This window comes from Streptomyces sp. NPDC026522 (assembly GCF_055567555.1).
This window is the reverse complement of record NZ_JBVHQF010000012.1, coordinates 114,902-139,659: the sequence shown is the minus strand read 5'-3', so window position 1 is coordinate 139,659 and position 24,758 is coordinate 114,902. Positions and strand designations below refer to the sequence as shown.

The 24,758-nt window shown below is 73.7% G+C and carries 22 protein-coding genes and 1 pseudogene; 11 read left to right on the top strand and 12 right to left on the bottom strand.

Translation table 11 applies throughout. The annotated features are described in order from the left end of the window. Nucleotides 1–2: 2 nt before the first annotated feature. Together ACZ4M3_RS28320 and ACZ4M3_RS28315 are read right to left on the bottom strand one after the other, a co-directional pair. Nucleotides 3–665: an HAD family hydrolase gene (locus tag ACZ4M3_RS28320; protein WP_467737295.1), complete on the bottom strand. Its 663-nt coding sequence runs from the start codon at nt 663–665 to the stop codon at nt 3–5. Between the two features lie 397 nt (nt 666–1,062). Then, on the bottom strand, nt 1,063–2,088 hold the full coding sequence (locus tag ACZ4M3_RS28315) for a hypothetical protein (protein ID WP_467737293.1): 1,026 nt from the start codon (nt 2,086–2,088) through the stop codon (nt 1,063–1,065). Between the two features lie 142 nt (nt 2,089–2,230). Between ACZ4M3_RS28315 and ACZ4M3_RS28310 the strand changes: the two genes are divergently transcribed. Next, complete coding sequence (locus ACZ4M3_RS28310; protein ID WP_467737291.1) at nt 2,231–4,708, top strand: helicase-associated domain-containing protein; 2,478 nt, start codon at nt 2,231–2,233, stop codon at nt 4,706–4,708. Between the two features lie 289 nt (nt 4,709–4,997). Here the strand turns inward: ACZ4M3_RS28310 and ACZ4M3_RS28305 are convergent, their stop codons facing one another. The 3 genes from ACZ4M3_RS28305 to ACZ4M3_RS28295 form a co-directional block, all read right to left on the bottom strand. Beyond that, nucleotides 4,998–5,960 (bottom strand): hypothetical protein, encoded by a 963-nt coding sequence (locus ACZ4M3_RS28305; protein WP_467737289.1) that lies wholly within the window; start codon nt 5,958–5,960, stop codon nt 4,998–5,000. Nucleotides 5,961–6,102: 142 nt separating this feature from the next. Then, entirely contained in the window at nt 6,103–6,525 is a 423-nt protein-coding gene (locus ACZ4M3_RS28300; protein WP_467737287.1) for a hypothetical protein, read from the bottom strand. 748 nt (nt 6,526–7,273) lie between these two features. After that, nucleotides 7,274–8,425 (bottom strand): alpha/beta hydrolase, encoded by a 1,152-nt coding sequence (locus tag ACZ4M3_RS28295; protein ID WP_467737285.1) that lies wholly within the window; start codon nt 8,423–8,425, stop codon nt 7,274–7,276. On the opposite strand from ACZ4M3_RS28295, the gene ACZ4M3_RS28290 reads away from it, so the two are divergent. The 3 genes from ACZ4M3_RS28290 to ACZ4M3_RS28280 all read left to right on the top strand — a co-directional run bounded on the left by ACZ4M3_RS28290 (nt 8,405) and on the right by ACZ4M3_RS28280 (nt 12,407). Continuing rightward, complete coding sequence (locus ACZ4M3_RS28290; RefSeq protein ID WP_467737283.1) at nt 8,405–8,764, top strand: hypothetical protein; 360 nt, start codon at nt 8,405–8,407, stop codon at nt 8,762–8,764. The genes ACZ4M3_RS28295 and ACZ4M3_RS28290 overlap by 21 nt on opposite strands. A gap of 1,297 nt (nt 8,765–10,061) precedes the next feature. After that, the gene (locus ACZ4M3_RS28285; protein ID WP_467737281.1) at nt 10,062–10,652 is read left to right on the top strand and encodes a DUF4291 domain-containing protein; all 591 of its coding nucleotides are present in this window, start codon (nt 10,062–10,064) and stop codon (nt 10,650–10,652) included. Between the two features lie 111 nt (nt 10,653–10,763). Continuing rightward, complete coding sequence (locus ACZ4M3_RS28280; protein ID WP_467737279.1) at nt 10,764–12,407, top strand: DNA repair helicase XPB; 1,644 nt, start codon at nt 10,764–10,766, stop codon at nt 12,405–12,407. On the opposite strand, the gene ACZ4M3_RS28275 is transcribed toward ACZ4M3_RS28280, so the two are convergent. Both ACZ4M3_RS28275 and ACZ4M3_RS28270 read right to left on the bottom strand, forming a co-directional pair. Continuing rightward, nucleotides 12,373–13,215, bottom strand: a complete 843-nt coding sequence (locus tag ACZ4M3_RS28275; protein ID WP_467737277.1) for a glycosyltransferase family 87 protein — start codon at nt 13,213–13,215, stop codon at nt 12,373–12,375. The genes ACZ4M3_RS28280 and ACZ4M3_RS28275 overlap by 35 nt on opposite strands. A gap of 139 nt (nt 13,216–13,354) precedes the next feature. After that, complete coding sequence (locus tag ACZ4M3_RS28270) at nt 13,355–13,540, bottom strand: hypothetical protein (protein WP_467737275.1); 186 nt, start codon at nt 13,538–13,540, stop codon at nt 13,355–13,357. A 570-nt stretch (nt 13,541–14,110) separates the two neighbouring features. Here ACZ4M3_RS28270 and ACZ4M3_RS28265 point away from each other — a divergent pair. Next, a complete protein-coding gene (locus ACZ4M3_RS28265; RefSeq protein WP_467737562.1) occupies nt 14,111–16,090 on the top strand; it encodes a HelD family protein in 1,980 nt (659 codons plus the stop codon). Between the two features lie 120 nt (nt 16,091–16,210). Here the strand turns inward: ACZ4M3_RS28265 and ACZ4M3_RS28260 are convergent, their stop codons facing one another. From ACZ4M3_RS28260 to ACZ4M3_RS28250, 3 genes are all read right to left on the bottom strand, one after another. Further along, nucleotides 16,211–16,564, bottom strand: coding sequence for a MerR family transcriptional regulator (locus tag ACZ4M3_RS28260; RefSeq protein ID WP_467737273.1), 354 nt, complete (start codon nt 16,562–16,564; stop codon nt 16,211–16,213). 25 nt (nt 16,565–16,589) lie between these two features. Then, nucleotides 16,590–17,357 (bottom strand): SDR family NAD(P)-dependent oxidoreductase, encoded by a 768-nt coding sequence (locus ACZ4M3_RS28255; RefSeq protein WP_467737271.1) that lies wholly within the window; start codon nt 17,355–17,357, stop codon nt 16,590–16,592. Nucleotides 17,358–17,490: 133 nt separating this feature from the next. Next, the gene (locus tag ACZ4M3_RS28250) at nt 17,491–18,177 is read right to left on the bottom strand and encodes a copper homeostasis protein CutC (protein ID WP_467737269.1); all 687 of its coding nucleotides are present in this window, start codon (nt 18,175–18,177) and stop codon (nt 17,491–17,493) included. Nucleotides 18,178–18,280: 103 nt separating this feature from the next. Between ACZ4M3_RS28250 and ACZ4M3_RS28245 the strand changes: the two genes are divergently transcribed. Both ACZ4M3_RS28245 and ACZ4M3_RS28240 read left to right on the top strand, forming a co-directional pair. Beyond that, complete coding sequence (locus tag ACZ4M3_RS28245; RefSeq protein WP_467737267.1) at nt 18,281–18,922, top strand: HD domain-containing protein; 642 nt, start codon at nt 18,281–18,283, stop codon at nt 18,920–18,922. A gap of 80 nt (nt 18,923–19,002) precedes the next feature. Next, a pseudogene (locus ACZ4M3_RS28240) lies at nt 19,003–20,181 on the top strand (Cmx/CmrA family chloramphenicol efflux MFS transporter); the annotation flags it as partial. A gap of 481 nt (nt 20,182–20,662) precedes the next feature. Here ACZ4M3_RS28240 and ACZ4M3_RS28235 read toward each other — a convergent pair. Both ACZ4M3_RS28235 and ACZ4M3_RS28230 read right to left on the bottom strand, forming a co-directional pair. Continuing rightward, nucleotides 20,663–20,929: a DUF4031 domain-containing protein gene (locus ACZ4M3_RS28235; RefSeq protein WP_467737265.1), complete on the bottom strand. Its 267-nt coding sequence runs from the start codon at nt 20,927–20,929 to the stop codon at nt 20,663–20,665. Between the two features lie 7 nt (nt 20,930–20,936). Next, nucleotides 20,937–21,311: a hypothetical protein gene (locus ACZ4M3_RS28230; protein WP_467737263.1), complete on the bottom strand. Its 375-nt coding sequence runs from the start codon at nt 21,309–21,311 to the stop codon at nt 20,937–20,939. A 135-nt stretch (nt 21,312–21,446) separates the two neighbouring features. Between ACZ4M3_RS28230 and murQ the strand changes: the two genes are divergently transcribed. The 4 genes from murQ (at nt 21,447) to ACZ4M3_RS28210 (ending at nt 24,741) form a co-directional block, all read left to right on the top strand. Then, nucleotides 21,447–22,370 carry an N-acetylmuramic acid 6-phosphate etherase gene (gene murQ, locus ACZ4M3_RS28225; RefSeq protein WP_467737261.1) on the top strand — a complete coding sequence of 308 codons (924 nt, stop codon included), beginning with the start codon at nt 21,447–21,449 and terminating at the stop codon, nt 22,368–22,370. Nucleotides 22,371–22,432: 62 nt separating this feature from the next. Next, nucleotides 22,433–23,893: a PTS transporter subunit EIIC gene (locus ACZ4M3_RS28220; RefSeq protein ID WP_467737259.1), complete on the top strand. Its 1,461-nt coding sequence runs from the start codon at nt 22,433–22,435 to the stop codon at nt 23,891–23,893. 165 nt (nt 23,894–24,058) lie between these two features. Then, entirely contained in the window at nt 24,059–24,331 is a 273-nt protein-coding gene (locus ACZ4M3_RS28215) for a CopG family transcriptional regulator (protein ID WP_453353708.1), read from the top strand. After that, a complete protein-coding gene (locus ACZ4M3_RS28210; RefSeq protein ID WP_467737257.1) occupies nt 24,328–24,741 on the top strand; it encodes a PIN domain-containing protein in 414 nt (137 codons plus the stop codon). Before ACZ4M3_RS28215 ends, ACZ4M3_RS28210 begins: the two co-directional genes overlap by 4 nt. Nucleotides 24,742–24,758 lie beyond the last annotated feature (17 nt).

The following is a 24,758-nucleotide window of genomic DNA, read 5'->3' as shown; positions in this document are numbered from 1 at the left end:
GGTCAGACCTCGCGGGTACGGACGTACTCCGCGAGCCACTCCGGCAAGGCGGTCAGGTCCGCCAGTACGACGTCGGCGCCGGCCGCCCGCAGCTCCGGCTCGGGACAGGGGCCGGTCGGCACGGACACCGACACCGCACCGGCGGCGCGCGCGCCGCGTACGTCGCCGACGTGGTCGCCGACGTAGACCTGCGCCCCGTACTCGCGCAGGGCCTCCGCCTTCGCCTCGGCCCACAGCCAGCCGATGACGGCGTCGGGCTCGATGCCGAGGTGCTCCAGGTGCATGCGGGCGTTGGGCTCGTTCTTCGCGGTCACGACGATCGCCCGCCCGCCGAGCCCCTGCACGGCCTTGATCGCCTCGCGGGCGCCGGGCATCGCGGGGGTGGTGTGGATGGCGTGGGTCGCGTAGATCTCCCGGTACCGGTCGGCCATCGCCGGGATCTCCTCCTCGGGGAACCACCGGGCGATCTCCTCCTCCAGCGGCGGCCCGAGCCGGGTGACGGCCTCGTCGGCGTCGATGAAGGTGCCGGTCTCGGCGGAGAGCGCCAGGTAGTTGGCTCTGATGCCGGGGCGGGAGTCGATGAGAGTCATGTCGAGGTCGAAACCGACCGTCAACGGCGGGACGGGGGGTGCGGTGGGGGGCGTCTCGGAACTCATGGGAGCCATTGTGCCGAGACGGGTCGGACCGGGGAGTACGCAGCCTTGGCCCCGGCTGGCCGGGGGATGAAATATCCCCCCTTGTCATGCCGGAACCCCCTCACCGCTATAGGCCGCCTCAAGCGATCCATGACGCCGTGTCGAACTAACCGGAAACCCCACCCCCGCTTACCAGCCGTTAAGTCCGAATTCCACCCCCGAAAAACTAGCCCCGCCGGGGGCAAATCCAGCCCCGCCGGCGATTGAGGCGCGGGGCGCGGGGCGGAGCCCCGCAAAGCCCGGCGCAGCCGGGGCCGCTCCGCGCAACGGCACCGCCGCCCAACCGCCTCAGGGCCGCCAAATCAAGCCCCGCCGGCGATTGAGGCGCGGGGCGGTATCCCGCAAAGCCCGGCGCAGCCGAACCGCGTCAGGCCCGCCGGGCCCGCCACGCCAGGTAAACGGCGGCCAGCCCCCCCGCCCCCCGCGCGAGCCACGGCCACATGTCCCGGAACACCGCCCCCAGCTCCTGGTCCCCCAGCGCCTCCCCCCACCGCCCGGTGTGCCGGCCCCACAGCCACACCACCGCCCCCGCGAACACGGCGCCCGGCACCCCGAACACCACCGCCTTGCGCTCCGTCGGCCCGAGCACCCGGGACGCGTACGCGAGCAGGAAGCCGGCCGCCAGGACCAGCCAGTACCCCGTCACCGCCCCCACGACCAGCACCACCGCCGCCAGCAGCAGGAACGCGTTCGGCTTCGGCCGGACCGGCGCCACCACCACGTCCCCGGCCGACGCCGGAACCGGCGCCGGAACCGCCGCCGCCGCGCGCCGCTCCCGCAGGGCCCGTACGACCACCCGCACCCGGGACGCCGGAGCCGTCGGCGTCCCGGCGACGGGGGCCGCCTCCGCAGGCTCCTCCTCGTCCTCCGAGAACCGGTCCGGGAACTCGATCCCCCCGGCGAAGCCCTCCACCTGCGGCCCCGCCCCGTACCCGCCGGGCCCCAGCCGCCACCAGTCCGGCTCGGCGCCGTCACCGTCGCCGAGCTCGTCCAGCCCCGCCAGGTGCGGCGGCACGTTCTCCGCCGGCCTCGGCTCCGGCACCTGCTTGCGCAGCCCCCGCAGGCCCCCGCGGCCCCCGCCGCGCTGCTCCGGCACCGCCGGCACCACGGTCGCCGCCGCCCCGGCCGCCCCGGCCGCCCAGGCGGCCCCCGCCGCCTCCCCCGCCGGGCCCGGCAGCGCGGAGAGCACCTCCTCCGGCGTGCCGATCCGTTCCAGGATCCGCCGCACCGCCGCCGGCGTCTCCGGCTCGTACTTGGCGCGCCGCCGGTCGATCTCGTCCCGCAGCCCCGCCACCAGCCGCATCCGGTCCCCCGACGACAGCTGCCGCCGCTGCGCCAAGTCCCCGACCCTGCTCAGGTATTCGTAGACCAGCTGGTCGCTCTCGATCCCCACGCCCCGCCTCCTCCCGTCCCGTCTGACCCGAAGGTAGCGCGTACGCCGTGGAGCCGCTGGCGGCGCAACGGAGACCGCAGCGGATACCGTTGACCGGATGGGGACCGGCCGACGGACCGGCCGACGCGACCAGGAGGCGACCGTGCCCGACCCAAGCACCGCGGAGCCAGGCAGCGCCCGGGCCCGCACCGCGGAACCCCGCACCACCGCGGCGACCGCCCCGCGCTCCCTCGCCGAGGCGCTGCGCGCCCGCGACGACGTGGCCCTGGCCGCGCTGCTGCACGCCCGCCCGGACCTGCTGACCCCGGTTCCCGGCGACGTCACGCAGCTGGCCACCCGGGCCGGGACCCGCGCCTCCGTGGTCCGCGCCCTGGACCGCCTCGACCGGTTCGCCCTCCAGACGGCCGAGGCCCTCGCTGTCGCCCCCGACCCCTGCCCGTACCCGGCGCTGGAGTCGCTGCTGGCCGGCGACACCGGCAGCACTTGTGAGGACAACGGCGCCCGTGCCGCCCTCCCCCGGGCCCTGGGCACCCTGCGCGACCAGGCCCTGGTGTGGGGCGACGACGACCGCATCCGGCTGGTCCGCACCGCCCGGGAGCTGCTCGCCCCGTCCCCGGCCCGCCCCTCGCCCACCGGGCTGGGGCCGACCGTCGCCGAAGCCACCTCCGGGATGTCACCGACCCGGATCCAGGAGATCGTGGCGACCGCCGGGCTGCCCGCCACCCACGACCCGGTCTCCGCCGTGTCCGCGCTGACCGCCCTGTTCACCGACCCGGAGCGGATGTCGGCGCTGCTGGACGAGGCCCCGGCGGAGGCCCACCAGGTGCTGGGGCGGCTCGTGTGGGGGCCGCCGTACGGGGAGGTGACCCCCGACCCGACGCCGCCGGTGCGCTGGCTGCGCGACCGGGGCCTGCTGCTGCCCGCGTCGGCGCGCACCGTCGTACTGCCCCGCGAGGTGGCCCTGCACCTGCGCGGCGGGCTCGCGCACCGGGTGACGGAGCCCGTCGCACCGGCCGTGCGGCTGCACCGCGAGCACCGTCCACAGCTTGTGGACGCGAACGCGGCGGGCCAGGCGCTGGCGGCGCTGTCCACCGTCGAGGAGCTCGTCAAGTCCTGGGAGCACACCGGTCCCCCCGTGCTGCGGGCCGGCGGCCTGTCCGTACGGGACCTCAAGCGGACGGCGGCGACCCTGGACACCACCGAGCAGGCGGCGGCGTTCTGGGCCGAACTCGCCTACGGCGCCGGGCTGGTGGCCGGTGACGCCGAGGCGGACGAGCGGTACGCGCCCACCCCCGCCTTCGACGGCTGGCTCGAACTGCCGCCCGCCGAGCGCTGGTCGGCGCTGGCCCGGGCATGGCTGCCGGCCACCCGCACGGCCGGGCTCGTCGGCGAACAGGACAGCAGGGGGCGTACGTTGTCGGCGCTCGGCCCCGAGCTCGACCGCTCCGCCGCGCCCGAGGTGCGCCACCGGGTCCTCGGCCTCCTCGCCGAACTGCCCGAGGGCGGCTCCCCCGACCCGGACGCGCTGCTCGCCCGGCTGGCGTGGGAGCGGCCGCCGCGCGGCAAGAGCGACCTGCGCGCCCGCCTCGCGCAGTGGACGCTGACCGACGCGGAGGTCCTCGGCGTCACCGGCCGTGGCGCGCTCAGCGCGTTCGGCCGCGCCCTGCTGGAGGGCCGCGACCCGGCGCCGGAGCTCGCTCCCCAGCTGCCGGAGCCGGTGGACCACGTCCTGCTGCAGGCCGACCTGACGGCCGTGGCCCCCGGCCCGCTGCGACGGCCGCTCGGCGACACCCTGGCGGTGCTCGCGGAGGTGGAGTCCAAGGGCGGCGCGACGGTGTACCGCTTCACGCCGGGCTCGGTGCGCCGGGCCCTGGACGCCGGGCACACCGCCGTCGACCTGCACGCCTTCCTCGCCGAGCACAGCCGTACCCCGGTCCCGCAGCCGCTGTCGTACCTCATCGACGACGTGGCCCGGCGGCACGGGCACCTGCGGGTCGGCGCCGCCTCGTCGTACCTGCGCTGCGACGACGACGGCATGCTGAACGAGATCCTGGCCGACAAGCGCTCCGCCGGGCTGGGGCTGCGGCGGCTCGCCCCGACGGTGCTGGCCGCGCAGGCCGAACCGAAGGCCCTGCTGGCCGGGCTGCGCGCGATGGGCTACGCCCCGGCCGCGGAGTCCCGTACGGGCGACGTCCTGGTGGCCCGGGCCGACGGGCACCGCGCCCCGGCGCGCACGGCGCCCGCCCCGGTGCCGGACGGCCCGCCGGTACCGGACGCGACCCTGCTGGGGGCGGCCGTACGGGCGATCCGCGCGGGCGACCTGGCGGCGACGGCGGTCCGCAAGGACCCCGCCACCACCCCCGCGGGCGGCGCCCCCGGCGACCTCCCGCGCACGAGCGCGGCGGAGACCCTGGCGACGGTCCAGGCGGCCGCGCTGACCGGCTCGGCGGTCTGGATCGGCTACGTGAACGCGGAGGGCGCGGCGAGCCAGCGGGTCATCGCCCCGGTCCGGGTGGAGGGCGGCTTCGTCACCGGCTACGACCACACGGCGGACGAGGTCCGCACCTTCGCCCTCCACCGCATCACGGGCGTGGCGGAACTGGCGGAGGACCAGGTCTAGGCCAAGGCCAAGGCCATCGACGTGCCGGACCGCACCTGGGCCGCCAGGACCATCACCAAGGCGCCCCAGTGGTGCGCGGTCGACCTGCGCGACGGAAACCAAGCCCTGATCGACCCGATGGGGCGCGGACCGCAAGCTGCGCACGTGCGAACTTCGTGCCCGGGTCCGCCTGGCTGGCCGGGCCCACCGCAGGCGCTGGCCAGCGAATGCACGCGGCCTGGCTCCGGTTCGCCGCCACCGGGGATCCCGGCTGCGGGGGCCGTCCTCAGCCCGTGAGCTGGGGCGAGGCTCAGCCGTTCAGCGCCGTGGTGGCGGCCTTCACCTGGGCCTGCAGGGCGGTTTTGATCTGCGCCATGGCGGTGGCGTTCTCGGCGATCGCCTGCTGCTGGTAGGCGAAGTCGACGGTGTACCAGACGCCGACCAGGTTCGTCCTGTGCCGACAGGCCGCGTCGGCCGTCGCCACCTGGATCTCGTGCGGCGTGGGCGTGGGGGCGCCCGACCACTCCTTGTCGCCCATCGCGGCCACCGGGTCCGGGTAGCCGAAGCCGCTCTCCTTCATGCACTTCGACCACTGGGCGAACACCGCCTGGGTCCGGGAGTCCTGCTGAGAGTCCCGCAGCGTACGGAACTTGAGGTCCTCGGCCAACTCCGCATCACCCACCTTGCCGTCCACCGCGCCGGTCAGCTCCTTGACGCTCTCCCCAATGCAGCCGTGGTCTGGCACCCTCTGGCCGTTGATGACCTGTCCGCCGGGACCGTACTTCTGCTTCATGTCGGACGAACCCAGCAGCGCCGTCGTCATTTCCTGGCTCATCTCCAGCCTGGGAGGCGACCAGCCCGCGCCGACGTCGCCGCCCTCCGAGTGGTAACCCCACTTCGCCATCAAGGCGGCATTCTGCGGCCCGTAACGGCCGTCCCCGCGCGTGGTCGGGGCATCGCTGCCGCGAGTCGGCTGGGGTGCTGCCGGGGGCGCGTAGCTGAATCCGAAGCGTGCCATGCAGCTCGTGCTGAGCTTCGCCTGGGCCTTCGCGACCGTGGACATCTGCTCCGGATTGAACAGATAGGTGTCCAGGGGGAGCGGTTGGTCGTTTGCCGAGTCGAGCATGGGCGTGGCGGACGCCGGGGGCGGAACCACCACGCGGCTCGGTGTGTCGGTGCCGCGTTGCGGGCCCGCGACGGCGCTCGTGCAGCCGGCCAGGAGCAGCGGCAGGGCGAGCAGGAAGGCTGTAGAGCGACGCGAGCGGCTGAACACGGGCGTGATCTCTCTCTGTACGGCGAGACGGCGGGCGTGGACGGCTGCCGTGGGTTTGGCTGCAGCGGTCTCCGGCCAGTGCACAGGTCGGAGACCGCTGTCACTTCTCAGCTGTCACTTCTCAGACGAGAATCAGCCCGACTCAGCGGAACTGGCCGGACGCGTTGTTGTTCTTCATCGTCGAGTTGAGGTTCGCGGTGCCGTAGGCCGGGATGTTCTGGCAGGCGTAGCTGCAGTTGTAGCCGCTGTTGTAGTAGACGGTGAAGGTGCCGCCGTAGTAACTGTCGACCGCTGCGGCGTGGTTCTTGACCACGGTGCCGGCGCCGACGTTGCCCCAGGCGCCCTCTGCGAACGTGACGCCCGAGTAGTCCGATATGTTCGACTGCTGGTGGTAGACGGCCCCGTAGCTGTTGTAGCTGGAGTTGTAGTACAGGCAGACGGCGGCGGGGCTCCAGCCCTGGCAGTCGCCCAGGCCGCTGGCCGAGGCCGTGCCGGCGGTCGCCAGGCCCGCGGTCAGAACGGTACCGGCCACGGCGGCGGCGCTGAGGACGTTACGGATGCGCATTGTCATCTCTTTCCTGACGCCGGCACCTCCGACGTCGCGGGGGTGATGCTAGGGCTTGTTTCGCTTGGTGATCAACATCGCCCGATTCGGGCTCCGGGACCCTGCCAGACCGGTAGAACGATCATGTTCCTTCAAGCGGATGTGTTCGGTGAGGGTTGCGGCTCGTTTCACGGTCCTCCCGAGCTCGCAGGGTGCGGTCGGCCTGCGGATTCGCGAGGCTGCCGGACATCGAGGGCCTGGCCTGGCGGGATTGGGGAACGGCCGCGGGGCGGGTGGTTTCCGGGCGGAGTGCCGCAACCCCGGGCGGACCTGGGCCGGGGTGAGCCGACGGGGCTCGCTGGGCCGCTCTCCGGGGCGGCGGAGGGCTTCGGTGAGGGGCGGCCGAGCGCTTCGGCGAGGGGGCGGGCAGACTACGCAGACGGCGCGCGGCTCCAGCCAGCCGTGACCGCGTCGTACATCGCCCGTGCCTGTGTCGGCGCTCGGCCGTCAGTGTCAGCTCGGCGGCCTTGAACAGCGCATCCGTCCGGGAGTAAGGGCAGCCGTAGAACTGGAAGCGAACGCGGGACAGGATGCCCAGCCCGGTGTCAGCGGACTGTTCAGGAGCGAGACTCTCCGCCAGCGGCCGTCCCTCACGCGACGTTGCTCGATGCTCGAAGCGTGAAGAAACGGCCGCCCTTCTGTTTCAGTCACAAACCAGGATCAGCAAGCCGGGTGACCGGCGAGCTTAAAGATCAAGGTGGATGTCCGGTTATTCGACCGGGCCTTCCATGACCTGGCTGATGAACTCGATCGGGCCCAGGCCCATGTTCGGCACGTAGGTCTTGGCGTTGTGCTGGCCGCCCGGGATGATTCTGAGTGTGGTGTGGATCGGCCCCTTGTTGCCGTACGTGGCGATGTATTTCTGCACGTTCGGCAGGGTGTCCTTGTTGTTCTCGTTGTCACCGACCTGGAAGGCGATGTAGACGTCCAGCGCGCCCTTCTTGTCGATGAGCGCCTTGGAAAGCAGGTTGGGGTTGTTCTCGTTCTTCTCCTTGTCGTGGCCCTTCCACAGCGGGGAGTCCGGGACGATGTCCGGGCCGGAGGCGATCGCGGCCTTGAACTTGTCCGGGTACTTCAGCACGGCCTTCAGGCTGGCGAAGCCGCCGGTGGAGGAGCCCATGAAGGCCCAGCCGTCACGCGATTTGATCGTGCGGAAGTTCTCCTTCATCAGGTCTGGGACGTCCTCGGTCAGCCAGGTGTCCATCTTGGGCTGGCCCGGGATGTCGGACGCGTCCCAGTAGATGCCCTTGTCGTCCGGCCCCGGGTTCAGCACGGGCATGGCCAGGATGAAGGGCTTGCTCTTGCCCTCGCTGTACCACTTGCTGATGCTCGGCTGGAGGCCCATTCCGGGGTCCATCCAGTAGTTGGCGGGATAGCCAGGGCCGCCGGGCAGGGCGATCATGACGGGGAAGCCGCTCTTGGCGAACTTCGGGTCGTTGTACTCCTTGGGCGCCCAGACCCAGACCTTGCCGGTGAAGCCGGACTTCTTGCCGGTGACGGTGGTGACGGCGACATGCGTGCCGTCGTCCAGGGTCTTCGCGTTCTTGAATTCGGCTGCCGGGCCCGTGGGCATCAGCATCTTCGAGTTCACCGCCTGCTTGGCAGCGCCCCCGCCAGGCTGAGGCGTGCCGAAGCTCACCGCCGAGCCCTTGTCGGTGAAAGGAGGTATTTCGAAGTGGTACATCACGAGCGAAGTGATGCCCAGGAGTGCCGCCAGGGTGGCACCCACGATCACCCAGCGCTTGGTCTTGGACTTCCGCCGCGGGGGCTCCTGGTCGTACTCGTGCTCGTACTGCGGCTCGGCCCGGTCGTACGCGGGCTGCCCCTGAGCGGGCTGCTCGTGGGAGCGCCGCTGGTACACGGGCTGGTGGGGCAGGGTGGCCTGGTCGTCGTACGCCTGCTGGTCGTAGCGCGGCTGGTCGTACTGCGGGCGGGCCTGCTGGGCCTGCTGCCCGTACGGCGGGCGGCCGGCCTGCTGGCCGTACGACTGCTGAGGGGCCTGCTGCTGGCCGTAGGCCGGCTGGCCGTACGGCTGCGTCTGGTCCTGCGGGCGGCCCTGCTGCTGGCCCTGGGGCTGCCGTCCGTACTGCGGCTGGCCCTGCTGGGGCTGGCCCTGCTGCTGTCCACCGTAGGGCGGCTGCGGCTGCTGCGGATACTGTCCTTCCGGCCGGTACGGCGGCTGATACTGCCCGTCGGGTGAGTACGACATGTGCGGTTGCTCTCCGGCTGGTGTGCTGGCCCCATGGGGGGTGGACTGCCCCGTCGGGGGGATAAACTGCTTCCGTTCGAATGATGAACGAAAGCGCTTCGGGGTTCCGTAGTTTCCCTTCTCTTGAGATCTCCTGGAGAAGGATATTGCCCATCGTCTGGTGGGCCTACGGAGTTCCCGCGCTGTTCGCCCAGTATCCCGGGCCCATGCACGTGCCTCAGGGCATGATGCCTTCGCGCACCCTCAGACCCCCAGGCCTGGCGCCCAGCACAGCACCACGCTTCCGGGATGGCAGCAGGAGAGCCGCCCAGAAGACGCCATGCAGTGCCCGAGCCAAGGCCCCGGCCCAAAGAGGCGCGTCTGCGTCGCCCCGCGTAGGCCGGGCCCTCCCAGTGCCCGGACACCCGGCTATCGCGGCTGCCCGGGAAAGCCGGGCTGCACAGGGTACGGACCGGCCTGGCCGCCGGGCCACCCCTGCTGAGGGTGGCCCGGGTTGCCGCCCGGCGTCCCGCTGCCCGGCGGTGCGGCTCGCCGGGGCTGTGAGCACCCCTCGGCGACCCGGGCACACAGCACTCGCAGACGGGTGCGGCTCTTCTCCGGGGGCTTTGACCTGCGTGGTTGTTGAGTGGGGACGGCACGACCAGCCGGGAGTGCGCCGGAGCACGGCCCGTCGGCCGTCTCGCGCCGCCGCGCCGGCGTGGAGCCGGGTTCTCGCCCCTAGCTTCAATGCCAGTGACTTAGGAATCAGAGACTCGTGCGACTTTCACTGGTGGGTTGATCGGGCCGTTGTGTGGTGCGGGGCGATGGCTATGGCTTCGACTGGGTCGAGTGTGGGCTGCGGCCAGAGCCGGCGTGTGGCGCGTTCGGCGCCGAAGTCGGACATCTTGCGTTTGCCGACGCGGGCGTTCGAGCGACGTCGGCGTAGGGGCAGCGGGTGGCGGGCTATCTCGCGCAACCCGTCTATGAGGGCTGCCGCCAGGCGGTCAGGGGAAAAGGCCGCCTGCGCGGTGACTTAGGTCACTGGTATTGGGCCTGGGCCCTGTCCGCCGGCCACCCGACGACGATCGACACCGCCTCCCGCGCCGTGGCGGCCGCGCCGATCCACTGCGACCGGCCGGGCCCTTCGACGTAGTACGGCCCCGTATGGCCGGGGCCGGCCGCCGTCGCACCGGTGGACGGGGCGTCCCACGTCCACCCGTCGGAACGGCTGCTGAAGTGCGCAAGCCCGGTCGGCCGGGCTGGCGGAAAAGCGCTCGCCCCGTGGGCCGGCGGCCCGCATTGTGGGGCCATGTCCGTACAGCCCGGGCGCGCGGTCCGCGCTGCCCACACCGACTCCACCGTCACCGTCTACCAGGCGTACGCGCCCGCCCTCGGGCTGCCGGCGGCCCGGGACGGGCGGTTCCCGGCCGCCTGGAAGCGCGAGCGCATGACCTGGGTCAAGCCCTCGTTCCTGTGGATGATGTACCGCTGCGGCTGGGCCACCAAGGCCGACCAGGAGACCGTGCTGGCCGTCGAGATCACCCGCGAGGGCTTCGACCGGGCCCTCGCGGGGGCCTGCCTGTCCCACTTCGAGCCCGGCACCCACCCCGACCGCGCGGCGTGGCGGCAGGCGCTGACCCGCTCGCCGGTCCGCGTGCAGTGGGACCCGGAGCGCGACCTGCACCTGAACCCGCTGCCGTACCGCTCCCTCCAGCTCGGCCTGTCCGGCCCGGCGTCCCGCGCCTACGCCGACGCCTGGACCGTCTCCATCCGCGACGTCACCCCGCTCGCGCAGGAGATCCACGGCCTGGTCCGGTCCGGCCGGACCGACGCCGCGCGTGCCCTGCTCCCCGCCGAGCCCCCGTACCCGACCGGCCCCCTCCCCCACCTCGGCGGGTAGAGCGACCGTCCCGGCCACCCGCGAACCGCCCGGGCCGCGGGGCGATGCGGCAGACTGGAGGTTTGGCCGTCCGCGTCCGGGCGGTCCACCCCACGCAGGAAAGGGACGCGTGTGAACGGGCCTCTCATCGTCCAGAGCGACAAAACCCTCCTCCTCGAGGTCGACCACGAGCTGGCCGGAGCCGCGCGCCGCGCCATCGCACCGTTCGCCGAGCTGGAGCGTGCCCCCGAGCACATCCACACCTACCGGATCACCCCGCTCGGACTGTGGAACGCCCGCGCCGCCGGGCACGACGCCGAGCAGGTCGTGGACGCGCTCGTGGAGTTCTCGCGCTACCCCGTGCCGCACGCCCTGCTGGTCGACGTCGCCGAGACCATGGCCCGCTACGGGCGGCTGACCCTGTCCAAGCACCCCGTCCACGGGCTCGTGCTGACCAGCACCGACCGGCCCGTGCTGGAGGAGATCCTGCGGTCCAAGCGGATCACCCCCCTGGTCGGGGCCCGGCTGGACCCGGACACCGTGGCGGTGCACCCCTCCGAGCGCGGGCAGATCAAGCAGACCCTGCTCAAGCTGGGCTGGCCGGCCGAGGACCTCGCCGGGTACGTGGACGGCGAGGCGCACGCCATCGACCTGGTCGAGGACGGCTGGGCGCTGCGGCCGTACCAGCAGCAGGCCGTCGAGGGGTTCTGGCACGGCGGCTCCGGTGTCGTCGTGCTGCCCTGCGGCGCCGGCAAGACGCTGGTCGGCGCGGGCGCCATGGCGATGGCCAAGGCGACCACGCTGATCCTCGTCACGAACACCGTCTCGGCCCGGCAGTGGAAGCACGAGCTGGTCAAGCGGACCTCGCTGACGGAGGAGGAGATCGGCGAGTACTCCGGCACCCGCAAGGAGATCCGGCCCGTCACCATCGCCACCTACCAGGTGCTGACGACCAAGCGGAAGGGCGTCTACCCGCACCTGGAGCTGTTCGACTCCCGGGACTGGGGCCTGATCCTCTACGACGAGGTGCACCTGCTGCCCGCGCCGGTCTTCAAGTTCACCGCCGACCTCCAGGCCCGGCGCCGGCTCGGCCTGACCGCGACCCTGGTACGGGAGGACGGCCGCGAGTCCGACGTGTTCTCGCTGATCGGGCCCAAGCGGTTCGACGCGCCGTGGAAGGAGATCGAGGCGCAGGGCTACATCGCGCCGGCGGACTGCGTCGAGGTGCGGGTGAACCTCACCGACTCGGAGCGGCTCGCGTACGCGACCGCCGAGACGGAGGAGAAGTACCGCTACTGCGCGACGACCGCGACGAAGCGGAAGGTCACCGAGGCGCTCGTGCGCAAGCACCAGGGCGAGCAGACCCTGGTCATCGGGCAGTACATCGACCAGCTGGACGAGCTGGGCGAGCACCTCGACGCGCCCGTCATCAAGGGCGAGACCTCCAACGCGCAGCGCGAGAAGCTCTTCAACGCCTTCCGCGAGGGCGAGATCAGCGTGCTGGTCGTCTCGAAGGTCGCGAACTTCTCCATCGACCTGCCCGAGGCAACCGTCGCGATCCAGGTGTCCGGCACCTTCGGCTCCCGCCAGGAGGAGGCCCAGCGCCTCGGCCGGGTGCTGCGCCCGAAGGCGGACGGGCACGAGGCGCGGTTCTACTCGGTCGTCGCGCGCGACACGATCGACCAGGACTTCGCCGCGCACCGCCAGCGCTTCCTGGCGGAACAGGGCTACGCCTACCGGATCATGGACGCCGACGAGCTCCTGGCGAGCGACTGACCCCGCCCCGCGAGCCGCCCGTGCGGGCGTCCCCCTCCGCGACGGGTGACCTCGGCGAGGGCACCCGCGCGGCCGGCGCCCGCCGGCGGCCGGCCGCGCGCGTCAGGAACGCCAGCAGCGGTACGCACCAGACCCACAGGTGCGGCAGCTCCGGCAGCAGGGCCCGGCCACCGGCGGCGAGGTGGCGGGTCCAGAAGTCGGCGGAGGCCTGCGGGAGGACGAGCAGACCCAGCAGGCCGGTGCCGGCGAAGGCGGCCAGCGCCGTCAGGCCGGTCCGGAACCGGCCGGTCAGCAGCAGGTACGGGATGAGGACCGCCGGGGTCAGGCTGATCCCGGCGGCGGTGCCCAGCGCGAAGCCCTTGCCGAGCGCCGCCTGCGACCGGCCCAGGTCCCAGACGGCTGCGCAGGCCAGCGCCAGGTTGACCTGACCGGGCAGCGGGCTCTGGAACAGCGGCTCGACCCACAGCCCGGCGACGGTCGCGGCCAGTACGTGCCCGGGCCGGGCCCGCAGTCCCGCGAGGCGGCAGGACGACAGGATCAGCAGGGCGAGCAGGCCCGCGCTCCCCAGGACGAGCACGGCCTTGAGCACCCCGGCCGGCAGCCAGGCGGCAGGCGTGAACAGGATCGCGGCGAACGGCGGATAGGCGGTGGGCGGCCGCCACTCGGCGGCGGAGAGGCCGTGGACGAGTGCGTCGGCCATCGGGATGCGCGGGGCGATGCAGAGCACCCCCAGCGCGAGCAGCGAGCCGGTGATCAGCAGCCGGTAAAGGGGCGACGGCGAGCGGGCGGGCTCGGGGCTCGGGGTCACGCGCGTGACCCTAGTGGATCAGTGACCCGACGCCGCCGGGATCAGGCCAGTTCACCGCGCGCGCCGAACGCCGCGGTCCGCCGGGGCACGCCGGAGCGCGGCCGGGCCGGGCCCGGTGTGCGCCAGGGCCCCGCCCGGCTCAGCGGCGTATGAGGCCCGTCTCCTCGGAGTACTCGCCCAGGACGACGACGCTCACGGCGGCCGCGGCGAAGACCTTGGCGGCGTGCAGGAAGCTGCCGACACGGTGGCGGGCAGGGTGGTCGGAGAGGGCGGTGGCGCCGCGCGGGCGGCCGCCCCGGATCGGGGTGAAGGTTGCGGTGCTCATGTATCCATGGTGCGTTTTCTCCGGCGATGTCACATCACCCCGGGGACGGAATCCCCGGGCTCCCCACCTCCTCCTCCCGGCCCATGCCGGCCCCTAGGGTCCTACCTGAGGTCTGACACTCCCCCGTACGACACCCACACGGAGTACCGGCCACCGGCCGCCACCAGGCCCCCGGCAGCGGTGACGCTCCCGGGCCGCGGAGCACCGTTTCCCGCAGGGCCTTAATCCATTCGCGCACCGGCCGCCCGGTGGCTACACTCGCCGCTCTTGCCGCCTCCCTCCGCCCCACCGGGAGAGCGCCCGTCGGCCGGTACCGGCGGGCACGTGTCCGTACCGCACCGCTCCCCCGGAGCGAACTCCCGCAGTCCGCAGACCAGCCGTTGGAGGCAGTCCGTGCCCGCGCACGCCCCCGAACCCGCCGGCCCCGCCCGAACCGAAGCCCCGGCTGCGACCCCGGCCGCGACCGCGGCCGCGACGCCGCCCGGGCCCCGGGCCGAAGGCCCCGACGGGGCCCGCCCCCTCGCCCGCGAACAGGCCCACCTCACCGCCTCCCGCGCCGCGCTCCGCGCCATGCGCGAGGACGTCGAGTCCCTCGACATCCGCGACGTCACCGCGAACTGGGTCAACGCGGTCGTCCTCCAGGCCCAGATCGACGACCGCATCAAGGCCCTCGCCGACCTCGCCCACACCCCCCTCTTCTTCGGCCGCCTCGACTACCTGCACGCACCGGGCGCCGACCTCGCCGAGGGCGCCGACGGCGAGCAGTTCTACATCGGCCGCCGCCACGTCCACGACGCCGACGGCGACCCCATGGTCATCGACTGGCGCGCCCCCGTCTCCCAGCCCTTCTACCGCGCCTCCAAGGCCGACCCGCAGGACGTCGCCCTGCGCCGCCGCTTCGGCTACACCGGCGGCGAGCTCACCGCGTACGAGGACGAGCACCTCAGCGATCCGGCCGAGAGCGCCGCCGTCAGCAAGCTGCTCCAGCAGGAGATCGAACGCCCGCGCGTCGGCCCCATGCGCGACATCGTCGCGACGATCCAGCCCGAGCAGGACGAGATCGTCCGCTCCGGCCTCTCCGGCTCCGTCTGCGTCCAGGGCGGCCCCGGCACCGGGAAGACGGCCGTCGGCCTGCACCGGGTCGCGTACCTGCTGTACGCGCACCGCGAGCGCCTCGCCCGCACCGGCACCCTCGTCATCGGGCCGAACCGTTCCTTCCTGCACTACATCGAGCAGGTCCTGCCGGCCCTGGGCGAGCTGGAGGTCAAGCAGGCCACCGTCGAGGACCTCGTCACCCGCGAAGGCCTGGCCGTACGCGGCACGGACACCGCCGAAACCGCCGTGGTCAAGGGCGACGCGCGGATGGCCGAGGTGCTGCGCCGCGCCGTCCGCTCGCACGTCAGCGCGCCGGTCGAGCCACTGACGGTGGTACGCGGGTCGCGCCGCTGGCGGGTACCCGCGTACGAGCTGGAGGAGATCGTCTCCGAGCTCCTCGACCGGGACATCCGCTACGGCGCCGCCCGCGACGCGCTCCCGCAGCGGATCGCGCACACCGTCCTCGTCCGCATGGAGCAGGCGGGCGAGGCCCCCGACGACCGGGTGCAGGACGCGGTGGCCCGCAACCCCGCGGTCAAGGCGGCGGTACGGGAGATCTGGCCACCGGTGGAGCCGGCCAAGCTGGTGCTGCGGCTGCTGTCGGACGCGGAGTTCCTCGCCGCCCACGCGAACGGGGTCCTGACCGACGACGAGCAGAAGCTGCTGCAGTGGCAGAAGCCGTTCCGCAGCGTGAAGTCGGCGAAGTGGTCGGCCGCGGACCTGGTCCTGATCGACGAGGCGCAGGACCTGGTGGAGCGCACGCACTCGCTGGGCCACGTCGTCCTCGACGAGGCCCAGGACCTCTCCCCGATGCAGTACCGGGCGGTGGGGCGGCGCTGCACGACGGGTTCGGCGACCGTCCTCGGCGACCTGGCGCAGGGCACCACCCCGTGGGCCACCCGCAGTTGGGACGAGGCGCTGACGCACCTGGGCAAGCCGGAGGCGGTGCTGGAGGAGCTGACGGCCGGGTTCCGCGTGCCGCGCGAGGTGATCGCGTACGCGTCCCGGCTGCTGCCGGCGATCTCGCCCGGGCTGGCGCCGGTGTCGTCGGTACGTGAGACGCCGGGCTCGCTGGTCGTCTCGGCGGTGGCGGGGCCGGAGCTGACGGCCGCGGTGGTCGCGGCGTGCGCGGAGTCCCTGCGGTACGAGGGCTCGATCGGCCTGATCGCAGCGGACGCCCGGATCCCGGAACTGGCGCTGGCCCTGGAGGCGGCGGGGCTGCCGCACCTGGCGCCGGGCGAGGAGACGACGGAGCGGGCCCGGCTGACGCTGGTGCCGGCCTCGCTGGCGAAGGGCCTGGAGTACGACTACGTGGTGCTGGACGAGCCGGCGGCGGTCGTCTCGGGCGAACCGGACGAACGCACCGGCCTGCGCCGCCTCTACGTCTGCCTCACCCGAGCGGTCTCGGGCCTCCACGTCCTGCACGCGGCCCCCCTCCCGGCGGCCCTGACCTGACCCCGCCCGCCCGGCGCCCCCTCCCGGCGGCCCTGGCCCGACCCCGCCCGCCCGGCGCCCCCCTCCCGGCGGCCCTGGCCCGACCCCGCCGGGCGTCGCCGATCGGACCGCCCGGCGGGTTCAACCGCCGGTCTGCTGCCGGAGCGCGGTCCGCAGCCGGTCACGGGCCCGGGTCTGGGCGGCGATGCGTTCTTCGAGCACGGCCAGGCGATCCCGCGCGACCCGCAGACCCTTGGCCGAGGGCGGTGCGGAAGCGACATCGCCGTCCAGGCACGGCAGGAACACGCGCACGTCATCGAGGGTGAGCCCGGCGGACAGCAGGTAGCGGATGTTGCGGACCCGCACCACCGTCCGCTCGTCGTAACAGCGGTAGCCGTTGGCGGCCCGTTCGGCGGAGATCAGCCCGGCCTGCTCGTAGTGCCGCAGCGCACGAGCGGTCGCCCCCGTCGCCCCGGCCAGTTCACCTATCCGCACCCGTGCCACCTCCGGGCCACTCCTATCACGCCACGACCGCTCCGCCGTCGACGGGGAGTACGACTCCGGTGACGAACGACGCGGCGGGGGCGGCGAGCCGAGTGACCGCCCAGGCCACTTCCTCGGGGCGGCCGATCCGGCCCAGCGGCGTGAGCGCCAGCTGCCACTCCCGCACCGCGGCCATCCGCTCGGACGTCAGGCCCTGGTGTTCTCCGATGGGGGTGTCGATCGCGCCGGGGGCGACCGCCACCACCCGGACCCCGCGGGGTGCCAGCTCGACCGCCCAACTGCGGGTCAGCGATTCCAGGGCGCTCTTGGTCGCCGCGTAGACCGAGCTTCCGGGCCAGCCCCGCTGCCCCACCGACGTACTGACGTTGACGATCACTCCGCACGAGCTCTCGAGCAGCGGCAGCGCGGCGCGGGCCAGCAGAATGGGAGCGACGAGGTTCGTGGCGACCTGATCCGCGATCAGCTCCGGACCGAGCGTGCCGAGGGTGCCGCTGCGCACGATGCCGGCATTGTTGACCAGGACGTCCAGTCGGCCATGTGCCGCCAGGACGTCCCGGACGATCCGCTCGGGCGCCCCTTCGGCGGTGATGTCGACGGACAGCGGCACGATCCGGCCGTGCCCTGCCGCCGTCTCCCCGAGCGGTTCGCTCCGCCGTCCGACCGCGACCACCTGGGCGCCCTCGGCGGCGAAGGCACGGGCGGTCGCCCGGCCGATGCCCGTGCCGGCTCCGGTGACGACGACGATCCTGCGGCTCTGCGGTGCGGTGCTGTTCATGCCGGTCATCGTGCAACCCTGCCGCCAGTGGCAAGGTCAACCCCGGCGCCGCCGCCGGGCGGATCGGCGCTGCGCCCGCGCTCCGGCCGGACGGCGGGGTTCTCCCCGGCGCGGTGCCCGAGCGCCCGTCCCGCGGCGCGGGCTACGCCAGGGCCGCCCGCCAGGTGGCCACCGCCGCCGCCGACACCGGGCCGTTCCAGCCCGACGGGCGGGCCGCGCCGCCGATGTGGAAGGCGTCGAGGCCCGCCGCCCGCAGCGCCGGCAGGTGGTGCAGCGCCAGGCCGCCGCCGACCAGGATCCGCGGCCCGTACCCCGGTTCGCCCTGCCGCGCCGCCTCCGCCACCAGCACCGGCAGCCCCGCGTCCACCCCGGCCGCCGACCCGGCCGTCAGGAACGTGTCGAGCCCGGGCAGCTCCGCGAGGGCCCTGCGGGCCCGGTCCCGGTCGGCCGCCCGGTCGATCGCCCGGTGGAAGGTCCAGCGGCAGCCGTCCAGCGCCGCCACCACCGCCTCGAGGGCGGCCCGGTCGGGCTCCCCGTCCCGGTCCAGGAAACCGAGGACGAACTCCTGCGCGCCCTCCGCCCGCAGCTCCCGCGCCTGCTCGACGAGGAGGTCGATCCGGCCGGCGGCGAACCCGTCCGTCCGGCGGAGCATCACGCGCAGCGGAATGTCGACCGCCGCCCGGATCGCCGCGAAGGTCTCGCGCGGCGGGGTGAGCCCGTCGGCGGCCATGTCGGTGACCAGTTCGAGTCGGTCCGCCCCACCGGCCTGGGCCGCGACCGCGTCCTCCACGTCGAGGGCGATCACCTCCAGGAGCGCACGGTTGCTCATTCGATCGATCCCATCCTCGGAAAAATAGGTCTAGTCCAATCTCAGAGTACGGGCCCGCCCCCACCCACCACCAGCACCATCTGCGCCACCCCACAATGTGCCCATGACCTCAGACCTCCGCGACCGCTGGCACGCCACCACCGCCGCCGCCGGCGCCGCCCCCGGGACCGACGCCACGCCGTACGCCGACCGCCTCCTCGCCGCCTGGGCGGAGCCGCAGCGCCGGTACCACACCACCGCGCACCTGGCCGACGTACTCGCACGCGTCGACGTACTCGCGCCGCACGCGCAGGACCCCGCCGCAGTCGAGCTCGCGGCCTGGTTCCACGACGCCGTCTACCGTCCCGACCGGTCCGAGAACGAGGAGCGCAGCGCCGCCCTCGCCGAGCGCGCCCTGCCCGAGCTGGGCATCGACGCCGCCCGCACCGCCGAGGTGGCCCGACTGGTCCGCCTCACCGTCAGCCACGACCCCGCGCCCGGCGACACCAACGGCGAGGTGCTCTGCGACGCCGACCTCGCCGTCCTCGCCGGCGACCCGGACGCGTACGCCGCCTACGTCGCCGCCGTCCGCGCCGAGTACGGCTTCGTCCCCGACGACGCCTTCCGGGCCGGCCGCGCCGCCGTACTGCGCCAGCTGCTCGGCCTGCCCCGGCTCTTCCGCACCCCCTACGGCAGCACGCACTGGGAGGCCCCGGCCCGCCGCAACCTGGCCGTCGAGCTGGCCACCTTGACCGACGGAACCTGACGGACGCCAGGGGGGCGGGAATGCGCCACCGTTCCTGCTGGTTTGTACCCGACATGCCCGCAGCCTCCGAACGCTCCCGCATGCCCGTCGCCGTCTACGTCCTCGGCCTGTCCGTCTTCGCGCTCGGGACCAGCGAGTTCATGCTGTCCGGGCTGCTACCGCCGATCGCCGACGACATGGGCGTCACCATCCCGCAGGCGGGCCTGCTGATATCGGCCTTCGCGATCGGCATGGTCGTCGGGGCGCCGCTGCTGGCCGTCGCCACCCTGCGGCTGCCGCGCCGTACGACCCTCGTCAGCCTGATCTCCCTCTTCGGCCTGGGGCAGGTCGCGGGCGCGCTGGCCCCCTCGTACGAGCTGCTCTTCGCCTCCCGCGTGGTCTCCGCGCTCGCCTGCGCCGGCTTCTGGGCGGTCGGCGCGGCCGTCGCCATCGCCATGGTCGACAAGGACCAGCGTGCCCGCGCGATGTCCGTCATGATCGGCGGGCTGTCGATCGCCAACGTCCTCGGCGTGCCCGCCGGGGCCTTCCTCGGCGAGCAGCTCGGCTGGCGCTCGGCGTTCTGGGCCGTCGGCGCGGCCTCGGCCGTGGCCCTAGCCGGGATCCTGGCGCTGATCCCGCGCATCCCGCTGCCCGCCGAGAAGCCGCGGCTGCGCAGTGAGCTGCGGATCTACCGGGACCGCCAGGTGTGGCTGTCGGTGGCCGTCACCGCGCTCGCCGCGGGCGGCGTCTTCTGTGCGTTCAGCTACCTGTCCCCGCTGCTCACGGACGTGGCCGGGCTGGACGCCGGCTGGGTGCCGTGGATCCTGGGCCTGTTCGGGGTGGGGGCGCTGGTCGGTACGACGATCGGCGGGCGGGTCGCGGACGCGCACCTGTTCGGGGTGCTGCTGTGGGGCATCGCCGGCTCGACGGTGTTCCTCGTCGCCCTGGCGCTGCTGGCGTCCTTCGCGGTGGCGGCGGTCGGCCTGTCGTTCCTGATCGGCGTCTCGGCCTTCTTCACCGCCCCGGCGCTGAACGCGCGGCTGTTCAACGTCGCCGGTGCCGCGCCGACCCTGGCGGGGGCCACGACGACGGCGGCGTTCAACCTCGGCAACACGGGTGGCCCGTGGCTCGGCGGCACGGTCATCGACGCCGACTTCGGCTTCGCGGCCACTGCCTGGGCGGGCGCGGCGATGACGGCCACCGCCCTGGCCCTGACGGCCCTGGCCCTCCGCCTGGACCACCCCACCCGCTCCCGCGTGGTGGCCACCTCCACGCCCCGCACCCAAGCCCTGACGCGGCGCTACCTGTCGCTAGCTGTATTGACCCGCGGCGCCGCGGGTCGCGGCCGGCCCCCGGCCGCGGCTGGCTTCGGCCGGCGGCCCGGGCCGGGTACCGCAGGGCCGCCAATGACGGCCCGCACCCGCGCCGCAGGGTCCGGGGCGGAGCCCCGGGGAACGGTGGGGGATACCCGCGGCGCCGCGTCCGGGGGCCGGCCCCCGGACCCCCGCGCCTCGAACTCCCCCAGCTACCTCCCCCAGACTCCGTCCGGGGGACCCCCAGAGGTACCCCCACGAGGCTGGTTTTAGCCGGCCCCACCGGACGGGGGGTCCGGGGCGGAGCCCCGGGGAACGGTGGAAGGGCGGGCAGGGGACAGCCCCGCAGGGCCGCCCCGGGCCGAGCCGAGGCTGCGAAGCACCCCGCCGGACGGGGGGCGGGGGGCGGGGCGGAGTCACGGGAACGGGACAGCCCCGCAGGGCCGCGTCAGGCCGTGCGGCCCTTGGGGCGGCGGAGGCCCGCCTGGGTGAGGCGGTGGAGCAGCTCCTTGCTGCCCACCTCCACCGCTCCCGCCGCCACCGCATCCGCGTACCGGTACGACGGCACGTCGTAGTGGTCCCGCTCGAACGCCCGCGCCGGGCAGCCGATCGACTCCGCGAAGGCGTGCAGTTCCTCGAACGAGACGTCGCTGACCAGGTGCGACCACATCCGCCCGTGCCCCGGCCAGGTCGGCGGGTCTATGTACACCGTCACCCGCCGCTCACCGCCGGCCGAGCACGGGGCCGAGTCCGCCCACCGCCGACACCCGCACGCCCGCCTCCGAGCACACCCAGTGCGGGTCCGGCCCCAGCTCCGGCTCCACGTCCAGCGCGTGCGGTTCGCCGCGCGCGCACACCGGACACAGCGGCCAGCGCCCGTACTTCTCCAGCAGCGCGTCCTGCACGTCCTGCGCGACCAGTCCGGCGAGGTAGTCGACCCCCTCCGGCCACTGCTCCACCCACCACCGGCGGTGCGTGACCGCGTCCTCGACGAGGGACACGACATCGGCCTCGGCGACCTCGCCCGCAACGAGATCGGCGAGTACAAGGGCACGGGCGGCGTGCAGCGCCTGCTCAAGGGGGGTCGCTTGGTCCATGGGCCCATTGTGAACCCGTACGGGCGAGTACGGGAAAGGCATGGCGCCTTGACCCCCACCCCCGGCGAAAATACGTTGCCGACCTCAGCCCCTCGCCCCCTCGACCCCCTCGGCCCCCACCGCTAGGACCCGCCCATGACCGCCCACGCGGACCTGCGTGCCCAGCTCGACTCCCTCACCACCGAGGCCTTCCGCCCCGACCTCGCCGAGATCGACCGGCTGCCCACCCTCGACATCGTCCGCCTCATGAACGCCGAGGACGCCACCGTCCCCGCCGCCGTCGCCGACCGGCTCCCCCAGATCGCCGCCGCCGTCGACGCGATCGCCGACCGCATGGCCCGCGGCGGCCGGCTCCTCTACGCGGGCGCCGGCACCGCCGGCCGCATGGGCGTGCTCGACGCCAGCGAATGCCCGCCGACCTTCAACACCGACCCCGGCCAGGTGATCGGCCTGATCGCGGGCGGCCCCACCGCCATGGTCAAGGCCGTCGAAGGCGCCGAGGACTCCCCCGGCCTCGCCGCCGACGACCTCACCGCACTCGACCTCACCGCCACCGACACCGTCATCGGCATCTCCGCCTCCGGCCGCACCCCGTACGCGATCGGCGCCGTCGAGTTCGCCCGTACGCGCGGCGCGCTCACCGTCGGCCTCTCCTGCAACCCCGGTTCCGCCCTCGCCGCGGCCGCCGACCACGGCATCGAAGTCGTCGTCGGCCCCGAATTCCTCACCGGCTCCACCCGGTTGAAGGCCGGCACCGCGCAGAAACTCGTACTGAACCTCATCTCGACCGTCACCATGATCCGTCTCGGCAAGACGTACGGGAACCTGATGGTCGACGTCCGCGCCACCAACGAGAAGCTGCGCGCCCGCTCCCGCCGCATCGTCGCCCTCGCCACCGGCGCCCCGGACGACGAGATCGAGGCCGCGCTCGCCGCCACCGGCGGCGAGGTCAAGAACGCCGTCCTCGTCGTCCTCGGCGGAGTCGACGGCCCCACCGCCGCCGCCCTCCTCGCCGAGGCGGACGGCCACCTGCGCGCCGCCCTCACCCGGACCCGCTGACCCGCCCCCGCGCACCCCGCGCCCCCGCGCCCCACCGACCAGCAGCGAGGCGAACCACCACGATGTCCCCCGACACGCACCGCGCCACGGCCGCCGCGATCCTCCCCCTGGTCGGCGGCCCGGACAACGTCACCTCCGTCGCACACTGCATGACCCGGCTGCGCATCGGCCTGCGCGACCGGGCCCTCGTCCAGGACGAAGCGCTCAAGGCCGTCCCCGGCGTCCTCGGCGTCGTGGACGACGACACGTACCAGATCGTCCTCGGCCCCGGCGCCGTCGCCCGCGTGACCCCCGAGTTCGAGGCGCTGGTGCGGCAAACCCGCCCCGTCACCGCCGACGCCCTCCAGGCGCGCGGAACGGCACTGAAAGAAGCCCGCAAGGCGCGCAACGCCACCCCCGTCAAACTGCTCCTGCGCCGCATCGCGAACATCTTCGTCCCGCTCATCCCCGCCCTCATCGGCTGCGGCATCATCGCCGGGCTGAACGGCCTGCTCACCAACTCCGGCCTGCTGCCCGCCGTCGTCCCCGCCCTGGCCGCGATCGCGTCCGGCTTCATGTCCCTGATCGCCGTCTTCGTCGGCCACAACACCGCCAAGGAGTTCGGCGGTACGCCCGTACTCGGCGGTGCGGTCGCCGCGATCATCGTCTTCCCGGGCGTCGCGAAGATCGAGGTGTTCGGCCGGCACCTCGCCCCCGGCCAGGGCGGCGTGCTCGGCGCGCTGGCCGCCGCGCTGCTCGCCGTGTACGTGGAGAGGTGGTGCCGCACTTGGGTCCCGCAGGCCGTGGACAACCTGGTCACGCCCACCCTTACCGTCCTCCTCCCCGGCCTGGTCACCCTCTACGGCCTGATGTACCTCGCCGGCCAGGTCGCCGAGGGCATCGGCTGGTTCACCGACCGGCTCCTCGCCACCGGTGGCGCGCTCGCCGGGCTCGTGCTCGGCGGCCTCTTCCTGCCCCTGGTCATGCTCGGCCTGCACCAGGCGTTGATCCCGATCCACACCACCCTCATCGAGCACTCCGGCTACACCGTGCTGCTGCCGATCCTGGCCATGGCGGGCGCCGGCCAGGTCGGCGCGGCCATCGCCGTCTACTACCGCCTCCCGCGCAACCGCTCGCTGCGCACCACCATCAAGTCGGCGCTCCCGGCCGGTTTCCTGGGCGTCGGCGAGCCACTGATCTACGGGGTCTCCCTGCCGCTGGGCCGCCCGTTCGTCACCGCCTGCGTCGGCGGGGCGGCGGGCGGGGCGTTCGTCGGCCTCTTCAACCAGCTGGGCGCCGGCTTCGGCTCGACGGCCATCGGCCCTTCCGGCTGGGCCCTGTTCCCGCTGCTGGACGGCCCGTCGGGACTGGGCCCGGCCATCGGCGTCTACGCGGGCGGTCTGGCGGTCGGCTACGCGGTGGGCTTCGTCGCCACGTACTTCTTCGGGTTCACCCCGCAGATGCTGACGGACCTCGACACCGGCCCCGGCCCGGACACTCCCCCGGCCGCCGACCCGGCGCCGCAGGAACCGGCGCTGGCCTGAGCCGCTGCCGCTGCCCTGCGTCACACGATCGGGCTAACGGGGACGAAGGCCGCCCGAGGGGCGCGCATATGCCAGCAGCCTGTGCCCACGTACGTCTCCTCCCCCTACGCCGAATACGCCGCATACGCCGCGTACGGCGGTGGCATCGGAAGTAGCATGGGTGGCATGAGCGAGCCCACCCAGAAGTACTCCATCTCGATGCCCCGCGACGTCGCAGAGGCCGCTCGCGCCCGCAGCGGCCCTTCGGGCCTGTCCGCCTACGTCACCGCCGCCGTGGCCCGCCAGATCGAACGGGACAACCTGAACGAGCTCATCGCCGTGGCCGAGGCGGAACACGGCCCCATCACCGAAGAGGAGCTCCGGGCCACTCGCGAGATCCTCCAGCGCGCCCGCGAAGAGCAGTCCGGCGAGGGCAACGAGCACAGGAGCGTCGCATGACGCCACAGCCGGCCACGCCGGGCGGCACGCTCGTGCTCGACTGCGAAGGGCTCTCCAAGGCCGTCCTGCGGGACCGCCTGGTCACTCGCTGGCTGACCCTCGCCCGGGCCGACGACATGCGGGTGATCACCAGTTCGGCCACCCTGGTCGAGGTCGTCCACCCGGCGATCAACGTGTCGGCCCTCAAGTGGACCCTGTCCCGCGTGGTGGTCGAACCCGTCACCGAGGAGATCGCCCACCAGGCCACGAACCTCCTCCGCACAGCGGGCCTCCACGGCCACAAGTACGCCATCGACGCCATGCTCGCCGCCACGGCGCTCTCGGCGCCCGGACCCGTCACGGTCCTCACCTCGGATCCCGAAGACCTGACCGCCCTCTGCGGCGATCGGCTCCTCGCCATCAAGGTCTGATTGCCCAACGGCCCGCG

Excerpts from the sequence above, each read along its gene's own strand:
- ACZ4M3_RS28300 (WP_467737287.1), bottom strand. The coding sequence starts at position 6,525 with ATGCGCATCCGTAACGTCCTCAGCGCCGCCGCCGTGGCCGGTACCGTT.
- ACZ4M3_RS28285 (WP_467737281.1), top strand. The coding sequence starts at position 10,062 with ATGTCCGTACAGCCCGGGCGCGCGGTCCGCGCTGCCCACACCGACTCC.
- murQ (WP_467737261.1), top strand. The coding sequence starts at position 21,447 with ATGACCGCCCACGCGGACCTGCGTGCCCAGCTCGACTCCCTCACCACC.
- ACZ4M3_RS28215 (WP_453353708.1), top strand. The coding sequence starts at position 24,059 with ATGAGCGAGCCCACCCAGAAGTACTCCATCTCGATGCCCCGCGACGTC.
- ACZ4M3_RS28270 (WP_467737275.1), bottom strand. The coding sequence starts at position 13,540 with ATGAGCACCGCAACCTTCACCCCGATCCGGGGCGGCCGCCCGCGCGGC.
- ACZ4M3_RS28210 (WP_467737257.1), top strand. The coding sequence starts at position 24,328 with ATGACGCCACAGCCGGCCACGCCGGGCGGCACGCTCGTGCTCGACTGC.
- ACZ4M3_RS28220 (WP_467737259.1), top strand. The coding sequence starts at position 22,433 with ATGTCCCCCGACACGCACCGCGCCACGGCCGCCGCGATCCTCCCCCTG.
- ACZ4M3_RS28320 (WP_467737295.1), bottom strand. The coding sequence starts at position 665 with ATGGCTCCCATGAGTTCCGAGACGCCCCCCACCGCACCCCCCGTCCCG.
- ACZ4M3_RS28255 (WP_467737271.1), bottom strand. The coding sequence starts at position 17,357 with ATGACCGGCATGAACAGCACCGCACCGCAGAGCCGCAGGATCGTCGTC.
- ACZ4M3_RS28230 (WP_467737263.1), bottom strand. The coding sequence starts at position 21,311 with ATGGACCAAGCGACCCCCCTTGAGCAGGCGCTGCACGCCGCCCGTGCC.
- ACZ4M3_RS28265 (WP_467737562.1), top strand. The coding sequence starts at position 14,111 with ATGCGCGAGGACGTCGAGTCCCTCGACATCCGCGACGTCACCGCGAAC.
- ACZ4M3_RS28245 (WP_467737267.1), top strand. The coding sequence starts at position 18,281 with ATGACCTCAGACCTCCGCGACCGCTGGCACGCCACCACCGCCGCCGCC.
- ACZ4M3_RS28250 (WP_467737269.1), bottom strand. The coding sequence starts at position 18,177 with ATGAGCAACCGTGCGCTCCTGGAGGTGATCGCCCTCGACGTGGAGGAC.